At 64.4% G+C, this 20,899-nt stretch carries 17 protein-coding genes; 11 read left to right on the forward strand and 6 right to left on the reverse strand.

Going from position 1 to position 20,899, the window contains the following annotated elements; translation table 11 throughout:
- Positions 1 to 72: 72 nt before the first annotated feature.
- Entirely contained in the window at positions 73 to 972 is a 900-nt protein-coding gene (locus tag DL519_RS00210) for a hypothetical protein (RefSeq protein WP_190812368.1), read from the forward strand.
- 119 nt (positions 973 to 1,091) lie between these two features.
- Here DL519_RS00210 and DL519_RS49590 read toward each other — a convergent pair whose 3' ends face one another.
- Together DL519_RS49590 and DL519_RS00215 are read right to left on the reverse strand one after the other, a co-directional pair.
- Positions 1,092 to 1,523: a hypothetical protein gene (locus DL519_RS49590; RefSeq protein WP_397545031.1), complete on the reverse strand. Its 432-nt coding sequence runs from the start codon at positions 1,521 to 1,523 to the stop codon at positions 1,092 to 1,094.
- Positions 1,457 to 2,386 carry an ISAs1 family transposase gene (locus tag DL519_RS00215; protein WP_190812369.1) on the reverse strand — a complete coding sequence of 310 codons (930 nt, stop codon included), beginning with the start codon at positions 2,384 to 2,386 and terminating at the stop codon, positions 1,457 to 1,459. The genes DL519_RS49590 and DL519_RS00215 overlap by 67 nt, the downstream gene beginning before the upstream one ends.
- 96 nt (positions 2,387 to 2,482) lie before the next feature.
- On the opposite strand from DL519_RS00215, the gene DL519_RS00220 reads away from it, so the two are divergent.
- From DL519_RS00220 to DL519_RS00235, 5 genes are all read left to right on the forward strand, one after another.
- On the forward strand, positions 2,483 to 3,022 hold the full coding sequence (locus DL519_RS00220) for a hypothetical protein (RefSeq protein ID WP_190812370.1): 540 nt from the start codon (positions 2,483 to 2,485) through the stop codon (positions 3,020 to 3,022).
- A 16-nt stretch (positions 3,023 to 3,038) separates the two neighbouring features.
- Positions 3,039 to 4,373, forward strand: a complete 1,335-nt coding sequence (locus DL519_RS00225) for an ISAs1 family transposase (RefSeq protein WP_190812371.1) — start codon at positions 3,039 to 3,041, stop codon at positions 4,371 to 4,373.
- Between the two features lie 49 nt (positions 4,374 to 4,422).
- Positions 4,423 to 4,794: a hypothetical protein gene (locus tag DL519_RS45265; protein ID WP_223838282.1), complete on the forward strand. Its 372-nt coding sequence runs from the start codon at positions 4,423 to 4,425 to the stop codon at positions 4,792 to 4,794.
- Between the two features lie 144 nt (positions 4,795 to 4,938).
- Positions 4,939 to 5,811 carry a hypothetical protein gene (locus tag DL519_RS45270; RefSeq protein WP_223838283.1) on the forward strand — a complete coding sequence of 291 codons (873 nt, stop codon included), beginning with the start codon at positions 4,939 to 4,941 and terminating at the stop codon, positions 5,809 to 5,811.
- 72 nt (positions 5,812 to 5,883) lie between these two features.
- Positions 5,884 to 6,834 (forward strand): hypothetical protein, encoded by a 951-nt coding sequence (locus DL519_RS00235; protein ID WP_223838284.1) that lies wholly within the window; start codon positions 5,884 to 5,886, stop codon positions 6,832 to 6,834.
- A gap of 283 nt (positions 6,835 to 7,117) precedes the next feature.
- Here DL519_RS00235 and DL519_RS00240 read toward each other — a convergent pair whose 3' ends face one another.
- Positions 7,118 to 7,363, reverse strand: a complete 246-nt coding sequence (locus DL519_RS00240) for a hypothetical protein (RefSeq protein WP_190812373.1) — start codon at positions 7,361 to 7,363, stop codon at positions 7,118 to 7,120.
- A 378-nt stretch (positions 7,364 to 7,741) separates the two neighbouring features.
- On the opposite strand from DL519_RS00240, the gene DL519_RS00245 reads away from it, so the two are divergent.
- Positions 7,742 to 8,170: a DUF397 domain-containing protein gene (locus DL519_RS00245; RefSeq protein ID WP_190812374.1), complete on the forward strand. Its 429-nt coding sequence runs from the start codon at positions 7,742 to 7,744 to the stop codon at positions 8,168 to 8,170.
- Here DL519_RS00245 and DL519_RS00250 read toward each other — a convergent pair.
- Complete coding sequence (locus DL519_RS00250; protein ID WP_397545032.1) at positions 8,082 to 9,467, reverse strand: IS1380 family transposase; 1,386 nt, start codon at positions 9,465 to 9,467, stop codon at positions 8,082 to 8,084. The genes DL519_RS00245 and DL519_RS00250 overlap by 89 nt on opposite strands.
- Before the next feature lie 111 nt (positions 9,468 to 9,578).
- Here DL519_RS00250 and DL519_RS00255 point away from each other — a divergent pair, with 111 nt between their 5' ends.
- From DL519_RS00255 to DL519_RS45275, 3 genes are all read left to right on the forward strand, one after another.
- On the forward strand, positions 9,579 to 9,782 hold the full coding sequence (locus DL519_RS00255) for a hypothetical protein (RefSeq protein ID WP_190812376.1): 204 nt from the start codon (positions 9,579 to 9,581) through the stop codon (positions 9,780 to 9,782).
- 432 nt (positions 9,783 to 10,214) lie between these two features.
- A complete protein-coding gene (locus DL519_RS00260) occupies positions 10,215 to 11,489 on the forward strand; it encodes a YrhB domain-containing protein (protein ID WP_190812377.1) in 1,275 nt (424 codons plus the stop codon).
- Positions 11,490 to 11,777: 288 nt separating this feature from the next.
- The gene (locus DL519_RS45275; protein WP_223838285.1) at positions 11,778 to 19,037 is read left to right on the forward strand and encodes a WXG100-like domain-containing protein; all 7,260 of its coding nucleotides are present in this window, start codon (positions 11,778 to 11,780) and stop codon (positions 19,035 to 19,037) included.
- A 113-nt stretch (positions 19,038 to 19,150) separates the two neighbouring features.
- Here the strand turns inward: DL519_RS45275 and DL519_RS00275 are convergent, their stop codons facing one another.
- Entirely contained in the window at positions 19,151 to 19,303 is a 153-nt protein-coding gene (locus DL519_RS00275) for a hypothetical protein (RefSeq protein WP_190812378.1), read from the reverse strand.
- A gap of 8 nt (positions 19,304 to 19,311) precedes the next feature.
- Positions 19,312 to 19,551, reverse strand: coding sequence for a hypothetical protein (locus DL519_RS00280; RefSeq protein ID WP_190812379.1), 240 nt, complete (start codon positions 19,549 to 19,551; stop codon positions 19,312 to 19,314).
- A 446-nt stretch (positions 19,552 to 19,997) separates the two neighbouring features.
- Here DL519_RS00280 and DL519_RS00285 point away from each other — a divergent pair, with 446 nt between their 5' ends.
- Positions 19,998 to 20,888: a Scr1 family TA system antitoxin-like transcriptional regulator gene (locus tag DL519_RS00285; RefSeq protein ID WP_190812380.1), complete on the forward strand. Its 891-nt coding sequence runs from the start codon at positions 19,998 to 20,000 to the stop codon at positions 20,886 to 20,888.
- Positions 20,889 to 20,899: the final 11 nt, after the last annotated feature.

Here is a 20,899-nt window from a genome sequence, read left to right on the forward strand (position 1 = left end):
CAGTACGTGGGGAGTGGGCCGGTGGGTGTGGCTGTGCCGGTGATCTACCAGCGACCGGACGATAGTGCGCATGTGATCGCTGCGGTGAATGCGGGAGGCCGCGATGGGCACGACGTGGATCTGTGGGATCCGCAGAAGGGGGAGGAAGCCGAGGAAGCCGATGTCTTGGCTGCGACCGGGGTGTGGGTGATTCCGGTGCTGGAGGTGGGACCGGGTCGGGAGATGGTGTTGCCGCCCGATGGTTCCCGGCTGCGCAGCCAGGACGGGGGAACCGGGTTGCCGACCGAGGTGACAGGTCCCAAACGCCGGGGTGTGTCTGGGGCGGTGGCAGGGGGAGCCGGCACGAAGAGGATGAAGAGGACACGGGAGGAGGCTGACCAGAGTTCTTCCAGGGCGTCCAAGCGGCCGACGGTGGCAGGAACCGCTGGGGTTGATTCCGGGAATCAAGGCGGCGAGGGCGATGGGTCCGCGCCGACGGATCAGGCAGCACAGCAGGACCACCGGAGTGCGGAGCAGAAACAGAGAAAGAAGAAAACGGACGCGGCGCGGTACCAGGCGAGGAAGGACGCCGCCGCCCGGGCCGCCGCCCGGATTGCGGATTTGAAGGGGCGGGAGGAGCTGGCCAAGAAGGAGGCGGACGAGCTGGCGAAGCTCGAGCCGGCGGTGGCGACGTGGGAGAGGAACAGAAACGCTAACGCGCAATATAACCGGGTGAGAAAGGCCGACGCCGACGACGCGATTGCGAAGTTGAAGGAGTTGAAGGAGCAGGGGCGGCTGACTCCGGAGAAGCAGGCCGAGCTCGATTTGCGGCAGGAAATAGAAATAGACGTAACGGAGGTTAATCGGCTGAAGGTCGAAGTATCGAGACTGAAAAAAAGATCGAGCCGTTGGAGACGTTGCCGCGGAGTATCGAGGTTGAGGGCAGGCTGCGTACGTTGCGGGACGAGGTGGCTGAGCTGGAGGCGTCGTTGACGGCGACGAGGGACAGGCTGAAGGAAAATAGGGCGGCGCTGAAGTCGATGCAGGCCCGGGGGGAGGCTGAGGCTGGGCGGGTTGCGGGCGTGGGGGCAAGTGGCAGGGCAAAGGCAAGATCACTGTGTGTTGCGCCCTGCAACTTGGAGTGACAGGAGGGGGAGTGTTCGTGTGCGGTCCCTGCTGATCCATTCGGTTGTCCGGCGGATGTCGTTGTGTCCAGTTATGCGAAGCATCGATATTGCGGTATTCCGTAATGTTGCCAGTATATGGGCACCGGTCCCGGTATAGATTTGTTGTGCGTCTTCGTGGTATGTCGTGTCACGGACGTGATGGCTTTTGTTTTCTATTCCCCAGTGGTCGCGGACTTGGTCGTGTAGGTCTTCGGCGGTGACTGTGGTGGTGTTCTGGCTGGTGATGATCCAGGCGCGCTCTTTGCTGACGAGTTCTCCGGAAAAAGTTGTTTCTTCTCGTTTGACGCAGGCTACGGAACGCGCGTGTGGGAAATCGATTCCGCCGGCGTCGGTAATCCAGGTAGTCCAGCGGCGTATCCGGCCGTGGGTGTCATCGACGACGACATGATGCGGTGTTTTCGCAAGAGCGGAAGAACGCGGTCGAATACCTTTTCCTTAAGCACCGCTTGATTTCCCTTTACTGTCATGACGTAGTCGAATCCGCGTTCGCCGGCAATGTATTCGGCGGTCTCTCGCTGGGTGTGCGCGGCGTCCATGGTGACCACCACACGGCCGTCCACACCGCGGGAGACACCGTCGAGCAGGGCCGTGACCTGGGTGATCTCGTTGGTTCCCGGAGGAACGGCCACTTGGGCGACGGTGACACCATCGCAGTGGATCATCGCGGAGAACAGCGTGAACGACTCGTGATCCCCGATCCACGAACCGCGCAGCACTTTGCCGTCGATAGCCAGCCGCAACGTGCCGCCCGGGATAGGCCGGGCATGACGCAGCAGCCACGGCCCGATCAGTCCTTCCAGCTTCGCTACATCGACATCTTCCAGCGCGCGCCGGATCGTGGACGTATCCGGGACACGGAAAAAGCCGCGGAACCAGCACCATCGTCCACCTATTTTCCGCAGTAACGACGCCGGCAGATCGGCGACCTGGTCGGCGATCTGCCGGAAATTCGACGCGCCCGCCAGCACAGCGATCAACGACGCCGCGAGAAGGAACGCCAAACTATACACGCGGCCCTTCCGCTTACGGCGATCCGGCACCTTGCCGAGTAACTTCATCAGTTCCGCCAGATCGGCATCGTCACCGCCGGCGCTACCCGGAAACGACGCCCATGACGAGCCATGAGAAAATGACAACGGATGGCCTTCTTCTGGAGTTTGGTTATTTCGCAATCTCCATGATCCCAGAAGGAGGCCATCCTCCATTTCCCGGCCCAGCACGCCAACCCGGCCGGCAACCCTACGAGCTGAGTTGATCACTCAGCGCGATCTTGCCTTAGCCCTGGGGCAAGTGGGCAGCAGGACAAGCAGGATTCGATGGTGTTGCGCGGGGTATCGGAGCAGGCTGCGGTATTCGTGCCGGCTGTGATTGCGGAGTTGGCTGAGGTGGCGGGTCGAATGGAGCGGCATTTGAGGACGATGCCGCCGGAATTCAATCCGGGTCGTGTGCGTGAGCAAGTCGAAATTAGGAAGCAGTGGGTGCAGCGGGGACAGTGGTCTCCGGCGGAGTTGCAGACAGTTGAGTCGAGCTTGGGTGGGGCGCAGGCGGCGGAGAGGAAGTTGCGCAATGCTCGCCGGGCGAAGGTGCTTGAGGTGTATGTGCAGGCGAAGCAGGCGATAGCGCAGGGGCGTGTTCCGGTTATTACCTATTTCAAGGACGGTGTGCCCGATGGGGCGAGCTCTCGGCCGGACGTGCGTCTAGGGGTCAAGGTCAAGCTCCCCCGCGATAATTACGATGCGCGGGTCGACAGTCTGGGGGCGGAGCTCGAACGAGAGGGGCTGGTGGATTGGCAGACCGCTCACGGCTCGAAGGTGCTGGATGTGTTCGAAAAGGAGGCTGCTGCGGCGCAGGGCTAAGGCAAGATCGCGCTGAGTGATCAACTCAGCTCGTAGGGTTGCCGGCCGGGTTGGCGTGCTGGGCCGGGAAATGGAGGATGGCCTCCTTCTGGGATCATGGAGATTGCGAAATAACCAAACTCCAGAAGAAGGCCATCCGTTGTCATTTTCTCATGGCTCGTCATGGGCGTCGTTTCCGGGTAGCGCCGGCGGTGACGATGCCGATCTGGCGGAACTGATGAAGTTGCTCGGCAAGGTGCCGGATCGCCGTAAGCGGAAGGGCCGCGTGTATAGTTTGGCGTTCCTTCTCGCGGCGTCGTTGATCGCTGTGCTGGCGGGCGCGTCGAATTTCCGGCAGATCGCCGACCAGGTCGCCGATCTGCCGGCGTCGTTACTGCGGAAAATAGGTGGACGATGGTGCTGGTTCCGCGGCTTTTTCCGTGTCCCGGATACGTCCACGATCCGGCGCGCGCTGGAAGATGTCGATGTAGCGAAGCTGGAAGGACTGATCGGGCCGTGGCTGCTGCGTCATGCCCGGCCTATCCCGGGCGGCACGTTGCGGCTGGCTATCGACGGCAAAGTGCTGCGCGGTTCGTGGATCGGGGATCACGAGTCGTTCACGCTGTTCTCCGCGATGATCCACTGCGATGGTGTCACCGTCGCCCAAGTGGCCGTTCCTCCGGGAACCAACGAGATCACCCAGGTCACGGCCCTGCTCGACGGTGTCTCCCGCGGTGTGGACGGCCGTGTGGTGGTCACCATGGACGCCGCGCACACCCAGCGAGAGACCGCCGAATACATTGCCGGCGAACGCGGATTCGACTACGTCATGACAGTAAAGGGAAATCAAGCGGTGCTTAAGGAAAAGGTATTCGACCGCGTTCTTCCGCTCTTGCGGAAAACACCGCATCATGTCGTCGTCGATGACACCCACGGCCGGATACGCCGCTGGACTACCTGGATTACCGACGCCGGCGGAATCGATTTCCCACACGCGCGTTCCGTAGCCTGCGTCAAACGAGAAGAAACAACTTTTTCCGGAGAACTCGTCAGCAAAGAGCGCGCCTGGATCATCACCAGCCAGAACACCACCACAGTCACCGCCGAAGACCTACACGACCAAGTCCGCGACCACTGGGGAATAGAAAACAAAAGCCATCACGTCCGTGACACGACATACCACGAAGACGCACAACAAATCTATACCGGGACCGGTGCCCATATACTGGCAACATTACGGAATACCGCAATATCGATGCTTCGCATAACTGGACACAACGACATCCGCCGGACAACCGAATGGATCAGCAGGGACCGCACACGAACACTCCCCCTCCTGTCACTCCAAGTTGCAGGGCGCAACACACAGTGATCTTGCCTTTGCCCTGGCTGCGGCGATTGTGGCCAGTGGTAGGTGGGCGTTGATCAAGGAGGGGGAGCCTTTCGAGGTGGAGGCGACATCGCCGATCCTGCGTAATGACGCTAAGCGGCCCGTCAGCGAGCAGGTGTGGCCCAGTATGGAGAAGTTGCTGAGCGCGGTACAGCGGCAGGGCGGTTATGGCTCGGAGTCAGGGGGGCACATCAATGTCAGTTTTGACCGGCGGTTGACCCCTGTGCAGTACGTGCGTGTGGCGCAGGTCGCGAAGGTCTCCGAGGCGTTGCTCTACCGGTTGGGCAACGTTGCAGGCGGCGATGGGTCGAAGCAACGCAAGGTCGAGTATGCGGCGCCGGTTTTACTCCCGTCAGATCCGTACACAGTGGACGAGAACGGTGAGAATGCCGCCTCGTACTAACCCGTTCCCGACGCGGGCGACAAGCACACCGCAGTGCGTTTTGTGGTCTCTGGTACCGAGGACGATCGCCTCGAGTTCCGGGTGTGGGCTGGGGACGCGGGTGAGCTGACCGGAAACCCCGCGCTGTGGCAGGTGCGTGCCGAGTTGAGCGCGGCGATCATGCTGGCCGGCACCGATCCGGCGATCTACCGGGAACTGGATCGGCTGATGGCTGATCCGGATCTGCTGGGCTATGACGATCAGACGAGGGACGAGGGGGCCTGGCTGAAGAAGCTGGCGGAGTTCCTGGAGTTGTTGCCGCTGAGTGAGGCTGCGCAGGCGCAGGTGGTGCAGCTTTTCGCGTGGACACGGCCGTGGAAGTTGACTGGTGGCGCCGGCGACTTGCCCGCGCAGGCCGTGGGCCTGCCCGAACAGTCGGTGCTGTTCCCGGCCCCGGGTGCTTCGAAGGCGCAGGTCGTCGCCGAGGCGTACTCGTTCCAGTTGTACAAGGACGCGAGCCTGGTTGTGGCCCGGTTGGCGCCGAGCGGTAACGGGATTCTCTTCCGGAACGGTGACGAGGTCGGTTTCCAAGGGTTCGCCGAGTGGCTCGAGCACCTCCGTGTCGGACGGAACCGCGACTTGTGGACGTTGCTGGCGATTCCCTTCGCTCCCGCTGCGCTGTTGGAAGCGGTGCTCGATGTCGTTGAAGGACCGGTATTGGCGACGGTGCAGGACTTGTGCAAGACGGACGACGGGCGTCTGCTCACCGGCGTTTACGAAACGGATGAAGATGGTCGCGTGCGATTCCGTCCCAGCAGCTGGATGGAACTCATCCGAGCACGCGACACGGACAGCCACGAATTCACCGATGAAGACCCGCTCGGCGAGTTTACTGGTGAGACCGATGAAGACCCGCTCGGCGAGTTTACCGGTAAGGCTGATCTGGGTGAGGCGTTGATGGTTTCCAGGACCCAACGTTGGCCTGACAAGCCCGCGGAGGTTTATCCGTACTGGCCCGCACGCGGATCGGGGGCGTGATGTTTGATGAGCAGGGGGTGGTGCCCCATGGAGGGATCGAACGTGTCCGTTGGTGATGAGCGTGTGGTAGGGATGCATGATCTGTTGCTCGGACTTGCCGGCCGGGTGCCGGATGAGTTCCTTGCAACGGCTCGGCAGCAGTTGGCGGACGGCGTGATCGACCAGGTTGCTGAGTCGGTGTGTCAGGAGCTGGCTGCTGGTGGTGTGGCGCTGCCTTTCCGGCAGATGAGTGTGCTGGCCGAGTTCTTGGCCGACTCCGCGACCTCGACGTTCAGCCGTATCCCGATCGGTGATGAGCAGCGGGTTCTGGCGTGGCATTTCACCGGCACGCCGAGCGAGCCTGTGGACGTCGACGATGTGGCGGTGGCTGCGTTGGTCGCGGTGCTGTCGGATACGACCGGCGTCCGGGGGTTGTGGCGTGTGTGGCGTGGCCCGGTCCGTGGCCAGGGGCCGTGGTTGCCGGTGTATGTGGTGGAGGCCGGAAGTGTCGATCCGGCTGGGTTGACGGGTCGGCTTCAGCGGGCGTTGGCCGCGGCCGGTTCCGGTGTGCCGAGGGTGGAGGTGGTGGCGCCTGGCGGTGAGGTGCCGGTGTATCAGCGGGCGGCGCGGTCTTATGGCCGGTTGGTGTGGGCGGCGACTGAGCCTGCCCAGCTGAACTTGGCGCGTGTCTTTGACGGTGTCGATGAGGCTGGGGAGCCGGTGTTCGGGGAGGATCACCCGCGTCTGCTGGATGCGGCGGAGCGGGACCGGGTGCTGGGCTATCTCCGTGCCGGCACTGTGGTTCTGGATACGGATTCCACGATGGATGATGTGGTGGATCGGTTGCGTGGGTCTGTGGTGCCGGTGAGTTTCCGTTCAGATGGGGTGTGGATCTGGCCGGACATCGTCTGTTACTACCTGGAGCAGCACGGGTTGGCCCCCGACGAACAGCTGCTGGCCCACATCCGCAACGCCAACCGCCCACCGGCACCCCTGGACGCGGTAACCGTGCACCGCGTCCTGGAGTATTTGTCCAGCCCGTAGGACGTGTAGTCGTTGTCGTTGGGGGTGCGGCCGGGCGGTGTGTCGGGGGGACGTCCGTTCCGCCCGGCCGCGCGGCCCGGTGCCGCCGCGGGTGGGGGAGGTCGCGGCATCGGGCCGGGTTTTCAGAGTGTGTGAAGGCGCTGGATGATTCGGTCTTTGAGTTCGTGGTCGATTCGGGCCCAGGCGGGCGACTCAGTGAACCGGCAGATGTGGTTGTCGGTGGTCGGGGTGTTGTCGGGTTCGGGGTCGACTGGGGTGCCGTCGGGCCAGCGCATGGGGGAGGTCACCGTGGCCGGCCTTTCATTTCTTTGAGCAGCGTGTTGCAGTTCTGGCAGGTCTTGGCGTGAATCCAGTCCATTTCGGATGGGTTGGCCAGGGCGAAGGTGTTGCGGCAGAACGCTTCGTCGGCTGTGCCGGTGTCCAGGCGTGTGCCGGCGAAAGCGTGCCGCATGAGGCCGTAGGCGCTGGACTCGTCTGGCACTGGCAGCCAGAAGTAGCGCTGCTGTGTCTGTGTTTGGGGCTGGGGCATGAAGGCTCCAGTGTTCGGGGTTGTAGGGGTGGCGGGCGGCGTGCGGAGCCCGAAGGGGCGCGCGGTGTCGGGGGACACCGCTCGGTCTCGACGCGGCGCCGCCCGCCTCATATGCCCGGCCCGTCCCGTCGGGAGGACACGGAACGGCCCGGGCGGGTCTCAGAGAGGCTGGAAGCCGCTGCTACAAGCGAACTTCCGCCTGATCAGGCGTGAATGCACCGGGGTAGTTCAGGGCGGGGCAGCAGCTGCTTCCTCAGCAAGAACCTTCTGCAACTCATGTCCTCAATCTCATCTCGCGTATGGCCATGCGATGAAGATATCGTGATAATCACAATTTTCTGAACAGGCGAAAAACACCACCAGCTAGGGAGTTTGCACATGAGCACGGTCCCACGACCGCAATTTGCCGAGCGGGATTTCCGCAAGGCAACCCGAAGTGAGCCAGACAAGCAGTGTGTACGGGTGGCTCGCCGGGATGGTTGGGTCGAGTTGCGTGACGACAAGGCGGTGTTCGGCGCGCCGGATGACCACCGGCTGGTGTTCACCGCCGAGGAGTTCGACGCTTTCTTAGCCCCAATCCACCGAGGCGGGTTTGAAGTGATCTTGGTTTCCTTTGTTGATGATTGTGGTGGGGTGTGGACGTGCGGAATCCGCTGGTCTGCCCAGCTTTTCCATGGTTCCTGGGTTGGGCCCTTGCGGGCGGGTTGGGGGAGGGTGATCAGGCTGTTTCGGGTGGGGCGTGGGTGGTGTGGAACAGGTGGTGCCAGTCGTGTTGGCGGGGCCAGTTTTCCGGGAGGTGCAGTGTGATCGAGCGGGCTCGTCGGGCCACCCGTGCCGGGATGTTGATCAGTGTGCGGCGCAGGGTCGCGGCGCGGGCTTTGGCGTGGAAAGCACTGGTCAGACTGCCTGCGGCGCGCAGCAGGTTGTGGGTCAGGGCGGCCAGCGTCAGCCAGGCGGCGTTGGCGCTGAAGACCCCGGATGGGATGTGGGCCAGCGGGCCGTGTTTGAGGTCGTCGTTGACATGTTCGATGATCGCGTGCGCACGGTGGGTTTTCTCCGCCTCGACCAGCGGCTGGCTGCTGGTGGTGAAGCAGGCGTGATACCGCCAGACGGGAAACAGGGCATCAGCGTGGTTTTTGTCTTTGACCCTGCGCACGATCAACCGACCAGCCACCCGATGGGCTTTATCGCTGGCGAAGGCGGTGAATTCGGTTTCCGCGATCTCGGCGTCACTGACCCAGGACTGGCTGGCCTCGTCCCAGACGGCCTGGGGATACTTGATCGCCGTCCACGCGTCCTCGGCGATGCCGGCGATCGCGCGCTGCACGTTCGGATACTGCGCCACCGTGATCGACACCTCCACACCTTGCGCCCGGCAGGCGGAGACGACTTCGCCTACGTAGAAGGCGGAATCACCGCGAAACAGCATCCGGCCCGGCCCGGCGCCGCACCGCCGTGCAAGGTTGATCGTCTCGGTGACCAACGACGCCGCACCCCGCGCCGAGCCGGCGTTGCCGCCACGCATCCTCGTGGCGGCAACCACCGGCGCCGATCGGGGCGTGGACAGCGTGGTCAGCAGCGGGTGGTAACCCCGCAGCCGCACATTGTGGCCGCCGATCTTGGTGTGCCCGAACGCCGCACCCTGCTTCGCGTGGCCGAACACCCTGCCCAGGGTGGAATCAGCATCGATGAACGTCCTCTCAGCGGCGCCGGCCAGCACCGGAGTCTGCCGGGCCATGCCCACCAGGCACTCCCGCGCGGCCGACTCCACCTGCCGGGCATGCCCCCACGTCAAAGCACGCAGAAACGTGCCCACAGTGGACGGTGCCCGGATCCCGCCGAACAACTTCGGCATCGCCCCATGCCGGATCACATCGAGATCATCAATGCTGTCGGCGCCGGTGAGCATCCCGGCCACGATCGAGCCCACCTTCGCATCCGCATTCGCACCCTCCGAACCGGGAACCCGGACACCCTCGGCGACAAGCTCGGACAACCCGACGCGTTCGGCCAACCGCATCACCGGAACCAGCCCCGCCGAAGCCACCAGATTCGCATCGTCGAACACCGCGCTCACCCGCGCAGCACTATGAGAAGATCGCACCTGCGAGATGCCCTTCCAATCCATGTTGATCGATCCCTACGCAAGATCAATCATCCCAGGTCAGAAGGGCATCTCGTGCTCTCGCCACCGAACCGTTACCCAAGATCATCGGTGGATTGGGGCTTAGCCGGTGCTCGGGAGGGCTGCACCGAGGGGCTGTGCCTGGAGATCACCTGTCGCGGCGTGGACGGCATGTACGTGTTCCGCCGTCGCGGCTGGGCAGCCGTCGAGTTGGTGTTCACCGAAGCCGAACTGCTGGCGTTCCGGGACGGCGTCACGAACCATGAATTCGACGCGGTCGCCTACACCGCATAGGTTTTCCACCCGGCCGAAGGGCCCGTCACCGTGTGGTGAGGGGCCCTGCACGCTCGAGAAGGTTGTGGGCAGTTGCGGGAGGTCCCTCACTGGTGCCCGCGCATACTCACTGAGCGCGCAGGAGTCTTGCACACGAGGGGCTCGCCGGTCCAGGTCCGGTGTGCCCTCGTTGACGCCCAGCTCCTGGACCAGTTGCGTGTTCGGCGTGCTCGTTTCCCGGGAGTTCCGGACCGCGTCCTTCCTGATCTGCTGATCAAAATGTCGCGGTTGCGGCGCCATCATTGCCCATCGGCGATGTCTCTATGGTGCGAGGGAAGCTCAGTGGTCTGGGCGGGCAGGTTGCGCGGGACGTACGGGTAAGGGGCTTGGTGACTGGGTGTGGCGGGCTCATACTGCGCTGGAAATGGTGTGGCGGGTGAGGGGCGACGCGGTATGAACGAGCTCGCGGAGCGGGCGCGCTCCTGGTTGCACGGCACCTATGGGCAGCGTGTGGTGTTGAGGGGTGAGGAGGCGATCCTCTCGACGGAGCGGGCTGCGTTCTTCGGTTGCCGCTATGTGGAGTCTGCCGAGCCGATGTTGGCGGCGACGATCTGCGTGCCTCTGGATGGGGCGGAACCGTTTCCCGCGTCTAATGCTGGTCCGGTCGATGAGGCCCTCAATTTGTCCCGGGCCGAGCCGGGGTCGTGGCGCTGGCGGGTCAACGCAGGTAACTGTGTGATCGCGACCGATGCCGCGGTGAGTTGCCGGCCTGCCTCGGCGCTGCCGTGGGATCCGGCCGGCGAAACGCCGGGCTGGTGGGATCGGATGCTGGCGACGTATTTCCCCGATGCCGAGGTCTTGACCTGCACGACGTGGGAGGATGCGAGCAGGACCATTGTGGACGGGGGTGTGGGGACCCGGGCAGTGGTGTGGTTGCGCCGTCAGCTCGACGGGCGTGAACTGGCCGGTCACCTGCTGTATGCGGACTACCACGATGACAACGTGGTCTTTCTCGACGGTCTGCGGGGGACTGTCGCGGAGCAGGACGACGCCGAGGTAGCTGAGCTTGTGGTGGCGCGTTTTCACCGCCCGCAAGGTGATTCCGTCGGCGGGCTGCTGCCGTGGGAAGTCGCGGCGGACGAATTCCTCCGGGCCGTCGAGAAAGCGGACGCGTGGCTGGCGTACCGCTACGATGGCGAGGTGGAGCTTGTTTCTCCTGATCCGGCCGACGAGACCGAGCGTGGCTGGCTGTTCGCCTGCACCACCCGGAGTTTCCAGCAGAGTGGCGACTGGCGCGATCAAATGCTCGACGCGGCCCTGGTGGTTCCGAAAGCAGCTGGTGAAGAGCCGTTCGGCCTGCCCAACCGTGATCCGTGGGCGTGGCTGGACGACTGGAACGCCGGAAAACCGGGGTTGATGCCACCGCCGGAACCCGCGCAGGCTGGGTGGTTCGGCCCTATGGTGGCCGAGCTCGGCCCCGTGGTCGGTATCAGCGTCCAAGAGCATTGGTTCGGGGTTCTGGAGGAGATCGCCTCTTTTCCCGCGCAAACCCAGGCGCTGGTGTGGCTGCGCAGGAAGGACACCCGGGGCCGGGAGAGCGTCGGCCACCTGTTGTTGGCCGTGAACGATACCGACGGTGTTCAACTCTTTGACCCGATGGACGGGCGTGCTCAGCCGCTCATCGAGACCGCACCGTTCGAGTTCCGGGTCATGCGCTTTGGCTCGTGAGTACGGATACGTGTTGTAGTTCCCCCTTTTCGCTCGCGAGCGTATCCGTTGGGAGTGATATCTAATGGATTCGAGTGGCGTGGTGCACGTTGCTGCTTGAAGGAGCCGTGTGTTCGTTGTGAGGGGCGTGTTGTGGTTCGGGTGCCGGGTGGCTGAGGCCGCCCGGCTATCGGGTTTTGGTGCGTCACCACGCCGGCGGATCACAAGGCTGGTTCCCGCATACCCCGTTGCTGCCTTGGGTGTCATCAGGAACGCCGGTGTTGGCGGTGTTGGGGTTGGGTGGTTGTGATGTTTTCGTCGATCACGGTGCCGGAGGGGGTGCGGCGGCTTTTTCAGGTGTTGACGGGTGAGGATATGACGGATGCGGATGAGGGTGTGTTGTTCGCGGTGGCGGATGCGTTGGAGTCGGGTGCGGTGGAGGTGGCGGAGATTGAAGGGCTTTTGCGGGAGTTGGTGGGGAAGGTGCGGACGGAGTTTTCGGGGAAGGCGGCGGATCGGTTTGCGGGGAAGTTGGAGGGTTTTGATGGGTTGTTGTCTTCGGGTGGGGTGGCGTTGCGGGAGTTGGCGGTGTTTGTGCGGGATCTGTCGCGGCAGGTGCGGTATTTGAAGTTGGTGACGATTTATGGTTTGGAATTGTTGTTGTTGGAGATGGCGTGGGCGGTGGCGATGGCGGGGGCGACCGGTGGTGCGTCGATGGCGTGGCTGGCGGCGCGGATGGCGGTGATGCGGATGTTGTTGTCGCGGTGGTGGGGCCAGTTGTTCATGCGGTTGGCGATGGCGGCGGCCGGTGGTGTGGCGTTTAACGTGCTACCGGATGTGCAGGCCCAGTTGCAGATGCTGGGTGAGAAGTCCAGCGAGAAATGGGACGGGAAGCTCAGCGAGCAGTCGGCGGGAATGGGGGCGTTCTCGGCGTTGGTGTCGCTGCCGTTGTCGGCGGTGGGCGGTCTGGTCAGCAACGCGTTGACGAAGGTGCTGGTGAAGGGGCTGGGCGATGAGGTGGACGAGGCGATTCTGGAGGCGGCGGCGAAGAAGGCGGTGGCCGAGCACGCGGAGTCGTATCCGGTGTCGGCGATGGCGCGCTTCGCGGATGTGGTGAGTAAGAGTCTGGATGATTATGCGGGGATGTCGGTGCGGGCGATGTGGTCGGCGCGGTTCGGGCATGGCGTGGGGGAGGCGTTGGAGAACGCGTTGTCGGAGTTGTTCGGGGAGGTGGCGTATCAAGCGGCGATGGGTCTGCCGGTGATGTGGAACCCGTTTGGGTTGACGGCGGGTGCGTTCGAGACGGTGTTCAGCGGTCTGGGCACTCTGGCGGGTTTGGCGTTGCGGGGCAAGCTGCATCCGGAGGGCCCGAGCCCGAACCTCGACGGCACCAGTCGGGGGGATGGCGGCACCACCGATGGTGGCGGGTTCGGTGGGGAGAAGACCCCGTTGCTGGGGATAGGGTCCGGGTCGCAGACAGGGGACATCCCTGGCTCCCCGGGCAAGGACAGCGTGTTCATCCCATCGGATGCCTCGAAGCCGTCTGATGTGGACTCTGTTTTCCCGGTCGGGCCGGTGGATTCGGCCACGGTGCCGGTGCCCTCCGGCAAAGACCCCGTGCCGTCCGCTGTTGTGGACGGCACGGGCAGTAACGACTTTAAGGACGGCACGGACGGCACGGACGGTAGGAGGGGTGCCGGTGTCGGTGGTAAGGAGGGTGCTGGTGGCGGTGTGCCGGGCGGGGACGCGACCGGTGGTGTTCCGGTCCTGCCGGGTTCCGGGCAGCACCGGCCGGGTACGCCGCCACCTGCATATCCTTATGGGGTAATGGTTTTTGGTTCGGACCGGTCGGTGACGCGGCCTCCGCCGTACAGTCCGGTTGCCGGTGGCGATCAGGCCGTGCCCGGGGTGCATGGCGTGGCCGGAAAGTCTGGTGTGGACGTTCCCGGCATGACCGGAGTATCTAGTGTGGACGTTTCCGGTGTGGACGTTTCTGGTGTGTCCTCGGATGCCGTGCTCCCGGAGACTGTCACACCCGGGTCTGGGGTGGTGGCGGATCCGGACGGTGGTGCTGTGTTGCTGGGGCGTGAGTCCTTGCCGGGTGGCGTGACCGGCGTGGGTGGGTCTTTTGGTGTGGATGTGGTTGCGGGGCGTGGGGATTCGCATCGTGGGGGTGGGGTTGCGGCGTCGGAGGGTTCGGTGGTGTTGCCCGTGGAGGGGTCGCAGGCGGTGTCGTCTCTGCGGCAGGACGGGGTGGCGGCGTGGCTTGCGGGCCTGCCGGTGGACGCGGTGCGGGTGTTGGTGCCGGCGGATGTGGTTTTTGGTGGCGGGTTGGTGGAGTTCGTGCGGGGCGGTGTTGCGGATTCCACGGGCGGTCCTGTGGTGCTGGTCGCGCAGGGCAATTCGAATGCGGGTGTGGTGGTGTCGCCGGGGCAGGGTTCCGCCCTGGCGCGGGGTTTGGGGCGGGTTGTTGTCGCGTTGACGCCGGGGCGGGGTGGGCGCGGGCCGCGGTGGACGGTGTTCGCCGCGGATGGTTCTCGTCCCAGGCCGGTGGGCGGGCCCGGTGGCCTGGTGCCGGCCGGGGGACGCCGGGGTATGGCCGGTCCGGCAGGGGTCTCGGCTGTGGTTCCCGTCTCCGGTGCGAAGACGGTGGCTCCGGAAGAGACACCGGCTGCCCAGACGACATCTGCCCAGACGACATCTGCCCAGGGGACGTCGGTGGTCGGGGACCCACGTCCCGCGGCCACCACACACGATGAGCAGGTGGGCACGCGGCTTCCCGGCGCCCGGCCGGCGTCGTGGCGGGAACAGGATCTGCGCCGGGTTGATGTAACCGCTGGGGGGGATGAGTCCGGGGGTTCTGGTGCGGTGCCGTGGTCGGCTGATTCCGTGGCGGAGGCTCAGGCGGTCGGCATGTTCAGCGGTGCTGATTCTGCTGGTGTTGTGGAACGCGGCCTGGAATCGATGGCGGGGCAGGTCCAGCCCAGGCGCGGTGTTTCCCGCGTGGCGGAACGGCCCGGGCTGGCGTCGCGGGAAGGAGGAGCGACCGGTGAGGGGGCGCGAGACACCTCCGCTGATTCCGCTGATGGTGTACGACGTCGTCGGGCCTGGCCTGATGGTGTGAGGGCGAACCACTCCGCCGCTGGCAACGAATCCGGTGGTGCGGGCCCGAAACGAGCGCCGGAGGATGCGGTAGGGCCGGGTGCGGTGGGGCCGGGTGCGGTGGGGTCTGGGGTGTGGGGGGGTTCAGATCCGGTAGCGGGGGGGTCGGTGGGGGCTTGGTCTCGGTTCCTGCGGGGGGTGAATCAGGCCAATTATTTCTCCGGGGATAAGCGTTTCCGGGTGAATTGCCTGGAGGCCTGTGTGGCGTTCCACAAGTCTCGTAAGTTCGGTCGGCAGTTTGCGGCGGGGCCGGCTGGTGATCGGGATCCGGCTTGGTTGGTGGAGGCGCTGGGCGGGAAGGCCCGGTGGGTGGCTGGTTTGGCCGGGGCTGAGGAGTACGCGCGGAGCGTCCGGGTGGGTGTGGATGTGCCGGTGATCTTCCAGCGACGGGACGGTAGCGCGCATGCGGTCAATGCTGTGCATGTACGGCAAAGCGTGGTCACAGTGGCGAATGCACAGAAGGGGGAGATAGACGCGACAGCTGATGTCTTGGCAGCGACCGGGGTGTGGGTGATTGAGCTGCCGGCGGCGGGACCGGCAGGAGGGCCCGAGTCGCGCCGCGAGGACGGGGGGTCCGGGCTGCCCGCCGTGGTGACGGGTCCGAAACGTCGGGGTGGTGCGTCCAGGCAGGTGGCGGGGAAAGCCGGCACGAAGGGCACGAAGAGGACGCGGGGGGAAGCTGACCAGGGTTCGCGGGAGGAGGCTGGCGAGAGTTCCCGGGCGCCCAAGCGACGGAACGTGCAAGAACTCGCTGCTGCTGGGGCTGTTTCCGGGAGTCCGGGGGATGGCAGGAGTGAGGTGGTCACGCCGACGGATCAGGCAGCACAACAGGACCCGATTGCGGAGAAGAAACGGAAAGCGAGGGCACATAACGCGAAGTCTTACCAGGAGAGAAAGGCCGATGCCGCCCTGGTTGCGGAGTTGAAGTTGAAGAGGAAGGGGAAGGGGAAGCTGACTGAGAAGGATGCGCAGCAGCTGGAGACGCTCGAGCCGAAGGTGGCGAAGCGGAAGCGGCAAGAGGTGCAAGCTAACGCGAACTTCCGCAAGGCGGGAGAGGCCGCCGTCGCCCGGGTTGCGGAGTTGAAGGGGAAGGGGAAGCTGACTGAGGAGGAGGAGGAGGAGCTGGCGACGCTCCAGCCAAGGGCGGAGAAGTGGGAGCAGAGGAACGCGAGCGTAGAACAGGCGAAGAAGGCTGATGCCGCCCGGGTTGCGGAGTTGAAGGGGAAGGGGAAGCTGACTGAGGAGGAGGAGCTGGCGAAGCTTGAGCCGAAGGTGGCGAAGCGGAAGCAGATACTTAAGGCGGATTCGGCGAAATGGTACCAGGCGAGCAAGGGCGAAGCCGCCGCTCGGGTTGCGGAGTTGGAGGAATTGGAGAAGCAGGGGGGGCTGAGTCCGAAGCAGCGGGACGAGCTCAATTTGCGCCGGGAAATAGAAGAGGACGTAAAGGAGGTAAATCGGCTGACTACCCGAGTGTCGAGACTGAAAAAAAAGATTGCGGAGATCGAGGCGTTGGAGGCGTTGCCGCGGAGTACCAAGGATGAGGACAAGCTGCGTAACCTGCCGGACGAGGTGGCTAGGTGGGCAGATTCTGCGGAGGAGTTGAAGGAGACGAGGCGAAGGCTGAGGGAAAACAGGGAGGAGCTGAAGTCGATGCAGGCCCGGGGGGAGGCTGGGTCGGGGCGGGTTGCGGGTTTGGAGGTAAGTGGGCAGCAGGACGAGCAGAGTGCAATTGTGGTGAGCGGGGTATCGGAGTGGACTGGGGATGATCGGGATGAACAGAATGAATGGGACGCGCGGTCGGATGGGAGCGTTGATCTCGATGCGTGGCTTGATCCGGAGCTGGCGGATTCAGATGTGCCGCAGGATGCGGCTTTCCAGGCGGAGTGGGAGGAGCCGCAGGAGGAGTTGGACGAGGCTGAGGAGCAGGTGGAGGGTACGACCCGTGATGAGGGGCAGGATTTGCGGGTTGCGCGGCTGCGGGAGTCGCTGAAGCAGGCTGAGTCTGATCTGGCTTCGTTTGAGGCGTTGCAGGGTTGGGACGAGATTCTGCGGGCGGAGTTGGCGACGTTGCCGACGTTCGATCAGGGCTTGCGGGGGGATTGGGAGGAGGTGCAGCGGGGTATCGAGGCGTTGCGTGCGGAGTTGGCCGAGATTGTGGGTGACGAGCGCGAACCGGTCGGGGAACACGTGGGTGAGTCTCGGGAGGGGCAGGCTGCGGTATTCGTGCCGGCTGTGATTGCGGAGTTGGCTGAGGTGGCGGGTCGAATGGAGCGGCATTTGAGGACGATGTCGCCGGAATTCAATCCGAACGGTGTGCGTAAGTACGTCGAAACTATGAAGCAGCGGGTGCACCAGGGACAGTGGACTCCGGCGGAGTTGCAGGTAGTTGAGTCGCGCTTGGGTGACATGCAGGCGGTGGAGATGAAGTTGCGCAATGCTCGCCGGGCGAGGGTGCGTGAGGTGTATGTGCAGGCGAAGCAGGCGATAGCGCAGGAGCGTGTTCCGGTCAGGTATTTCAAGGACGGTGTGCCCGGTGGGGTGAGCTCCCGGTCGGACGTGCGTCTGGGATTCGAGGTCGAGCTCAAGCTCCCCCGCGATGATTTCGATGCGCGGGTCGACGGTCTGGGGAGGGACCTCGAACGAGCGGGGCTGGTGGATTGGCAGACCGCCCAGGGCTCGAAACTGGTTGGTAAGAACGCAGCCGAGGCGATTCTTGCCGAGGGTAAGTGGGCGTTGCTGGAGGAGGCGGAGCCTTGCGAGGTGGAGGCGACATCGCCGATCCTGCGTAGTGACACTGTGTGGCCCAGTATGGAGAAGTTGCTGAGCGCGGTACAGCGGCAGGGCGGATATGGCTCGGAGTCAGGGGGGCATATCAATGTCAGTTTTGACTGGCAGTTGACCCCTGTGCAGTACGTGCGTGTGGCGCAGGTCGTGAAGGTCTTCGAGGCGTTGCTTTTCCGGCTGGGCAACGTTGCAGGCAGTGATGGGTCGAAGCAACGCGCCGTCACGTTCGCTGGGCCGATTCCGCTTCCGTCAGATCCGTACGCGGTGGACGACGACACCGGTGCCGACGGGTACCGATCCCTTCCCAACCCGAGGGACACGAATCGTGCGGTGCGTTTTGGCGCCGTTGGATTTGTGGACGATCGGCTCGAGTTCCGGGTGTGGGCTGGGGATGCGGGTGAGCGGACCGGGAATCCCGCGTTGTGGCAGGTGCGTGCCGAGTTGAGCGCGGCGATGATGCTGGCCGCTACCGATCTGGCGATCTACCGGGAGCTGGATCGGTTGATGGGTGATCCGGATCTGCTGGGCTATGACGACCAGACCAGGGACGAGGAGGCCTGGCTGGAGAAGCTGGTGGAGTTCCTGGAGTTGTTGCCGCTGAGCGAGGCCGGGCAGGCGCAGGCGGTGCAGCTTTTCGCGTGGACACGCCCGTGGAAGCTCGGCGCTGCCGAAGATGGCTACCCGGCGCTGGCCGTGAGCCTGCCCCAACATTCGGTGTTGTTCCCGGCCCCGGGTGTTTCGAAGGCGCAGGTCGTCGCCGAGGCGTACTCGTACCAGTTGTACAAGGACGCGAGCCTCGTCGTAGCCCGGATGACGTCAGACCGTTCCGGGATTCGCCTCCGGAATGGGCAAGTGATCAATTTTGGGGCGTTCGCCCGTTTACTCGCGGCGCACAAGGTCGGACGCGGATGGCACAACGAAAAAATGTGGACGTTGCTGGCGATTCCCGGCGCCTCCGCAGCGCTGATGTCGGTGGTGCTGGATGTCGTTAAAGGACCGGTATTGGCGACTACGTCGGACGTGTCCAGAACCCCGGGCGGGCGTCTGCTTACCGGCGATTACGAACTGCAAAACGATGGTCGCCTTCGATTCCGTCCCGCCAGAGAGGGGTGGATCGAGTTGATCAAAAACAAACACGATCGCAGCCGGGTTGAGCGCCGGGTAACTTATAAGGTCGATCTGGGCGAGGCGTTGATGGATTCTACGACCAGGCTTTTGCCTGACGATCCTGCGGAGGTTTATCGGTATTGGCCTGCACGTGCGGTGCCCGTGCCTGTGGGGTTGCCGGTGAACGCGGTGCGGGTGGCGGTGCCGGTGGAGGTTGTCTCGGGGGGTGGTGGGCTGGCGGGGTTCGTTGGGGGTTTGGTCGGTTCTACGGGTGGGCCTGTGGTGTTGGTGTCGCAGAGTGATCCGGTTGTGGGTGTGGTGGTGTCGCCGGAGCAGGGGGCGGTTCTGGCGCGGGGTCTGGGGCGTGGTGTGGTCGCGTTGACGCCGGGGCCGGTCGGGGGCACGCCACAGTGGACGGTGTTCGCGGTGGATGGCTCGGCTGGGCCGGTGGCCGGGTCCGATGCTGGGGTGCTGGCCGGGGAGCGTGGGGGCCTGTCCGATCCGCAGGACGTGTAGTCCTTGTCGTTGGGGGTGCGGCCGGGCGGTGTGTCGGGGGGACGTCCGTTCCGCCCGGCCGCGCGGCCCGGTGCCGCCGCGGGTAGGGGAGGTCGCGGCATCGTGCCGGGTCTTCAGAGTGTGTGAAGGCGCTGGATGATTCGTTCTTTGAGCTCGTGGTCGATCCGGGCCCAGACGGGCGACTCGGTGAACCGCCAGACGTGGTTGTCTGTGGTCGGGGCGTCGTCGGGTTCGGGGTCGACTGGGGTGCCGTCCGGCCAGCGCATGGGGGAGGTCACCGTGGCCGGCCCTTCATTTCTTTGAGCAGCGCGTTGCAGTCCTGGCATGTCTTGGCGTGAATCCAGTCCATTTCGGATGGAGTGGCCAAGGCGAAGATGTTGCCGCAGAACGCTTCGCCGGCTGTGCCGGCGTCCAGGCGGGTACCCGCGAAAGCGTGCCGCACGAGGCCGTAGGCGCTGGACTCGTCCGGCACTGGCAACCAGAAGTAGCGCTGCTGTGTCTGGGGCTGGGACATGAAGACTCCAGTGTTCGGGATTTGTAGGGGTGGCGGGCGGCGCGCGGAGCCCGAAGGGGCGCGCGGTGTCGGGGGCACCGCTCGGTCTCGACGCAGCGCCGCCCGCCTCATATGCCCGACCCGTCGCGTCGGGAGGACACCGAACGGCCCGGGCAGGTCTCAGAGGTGTTGAAGGCCGCTGCTACAAGCAGCATTTCGCCTGATTGGGTGCGGATGCACCGGCGTGTCGAACATGGGCATATCCCGCTTCTTTATAAGGTGATGTCGATCTCGTCGAGATCTGGATCACGCCGACCTGTTGATCTAAGCTTGATCCAAGCAAGTTAAATAATCAAGTCGTAGGCACCCATCCGATCGAGTGGCTGTGGGGCGATACCCTTTGTGACGAAGGGAGGTATCGCCTCGCTCGGCAACGCCGCTCGTCAATCACAGGAGAGGCAGAGCAGATGCCCGCAACTGTTCGCACGGCCAAGAAGCTGCTGCTTGGGCGCGAGATCGCCCACATGATCCAGAAAGCGGACTCGTCGCAGGCCGAGGCTGCCAAGCTCATTGAGACGAGTCAGCCGCGCATCGCCAGCCTGATCAGTGGCGCGAGCAGCATCAGCCCCGGCGACCTCGTGCTTCTGGCATCGAAGCTCGGCTTCACCGATGAGGGCTATCTGGAAGCACTGCGCGACCTGCGCCGGGACAACCACAAGCGAGGCTTCTGGTCAACTGGACACAACCGCGCCTACGCAGAAGACCTGCGGCTGCTGGTCGATCTGGAAAAACACGCGGACCAGATCCAGCAGGCTGAGGTGGAGGTCGTGCCCGGTCTACTGCAATGCGAGGCGTACGTCCGGGCGATGCACGCTGACCAGCCCGAGGTCAACGGCGTGACGCTGGAAGATCGCATCCAGGCCAGGCTGGCGCGGCAGGACATCCTCGACAGGGACGAGCCACCGATGGTGCAGTTCGTGCTGTCGGAATCATGCCTCCGGCGGGTATGGGGCGACAACGCCGTCATGCGTGAGCAGATCGACCACCTCATCAAGCTCACCAACCGACCGAACGTGCACTTCCAGATCATGCCGTTCGACCGCCCGGTCGGCCGACGATCGCCGATTTCGAGTCCGTTCGTGTTGATTCGCGTGCCATCGCCCGGTGCGGCCGGGCCGCTGGCACTGGCATACGTCGAGGGTGAAAACGAGATCCGGTATCTCGACGACAAGAAGGCGCTCAAAGCGTATGAGGCGGCGTGGGCACGTCTCGCGAACGCTGCGCTGACGTTCGCGGAGACCCGTCGGTTCCTGAAGGGCGTTGCCGCCGACTTCGCACGATCGTCCCCATCCAAGTAACACCCAAGGAG

The organism is Saccharopolyspora pogona, assembly GCF_014697215.1.
In the GTDB taxonomy this organism is placed as follows: Bacteria; Actinomycetota; Actinomycetes; order Mycobacteriales; family Pseudonocardiaceae; genus Saccharopolyspora; species Saccharopolyspora hattusasensis.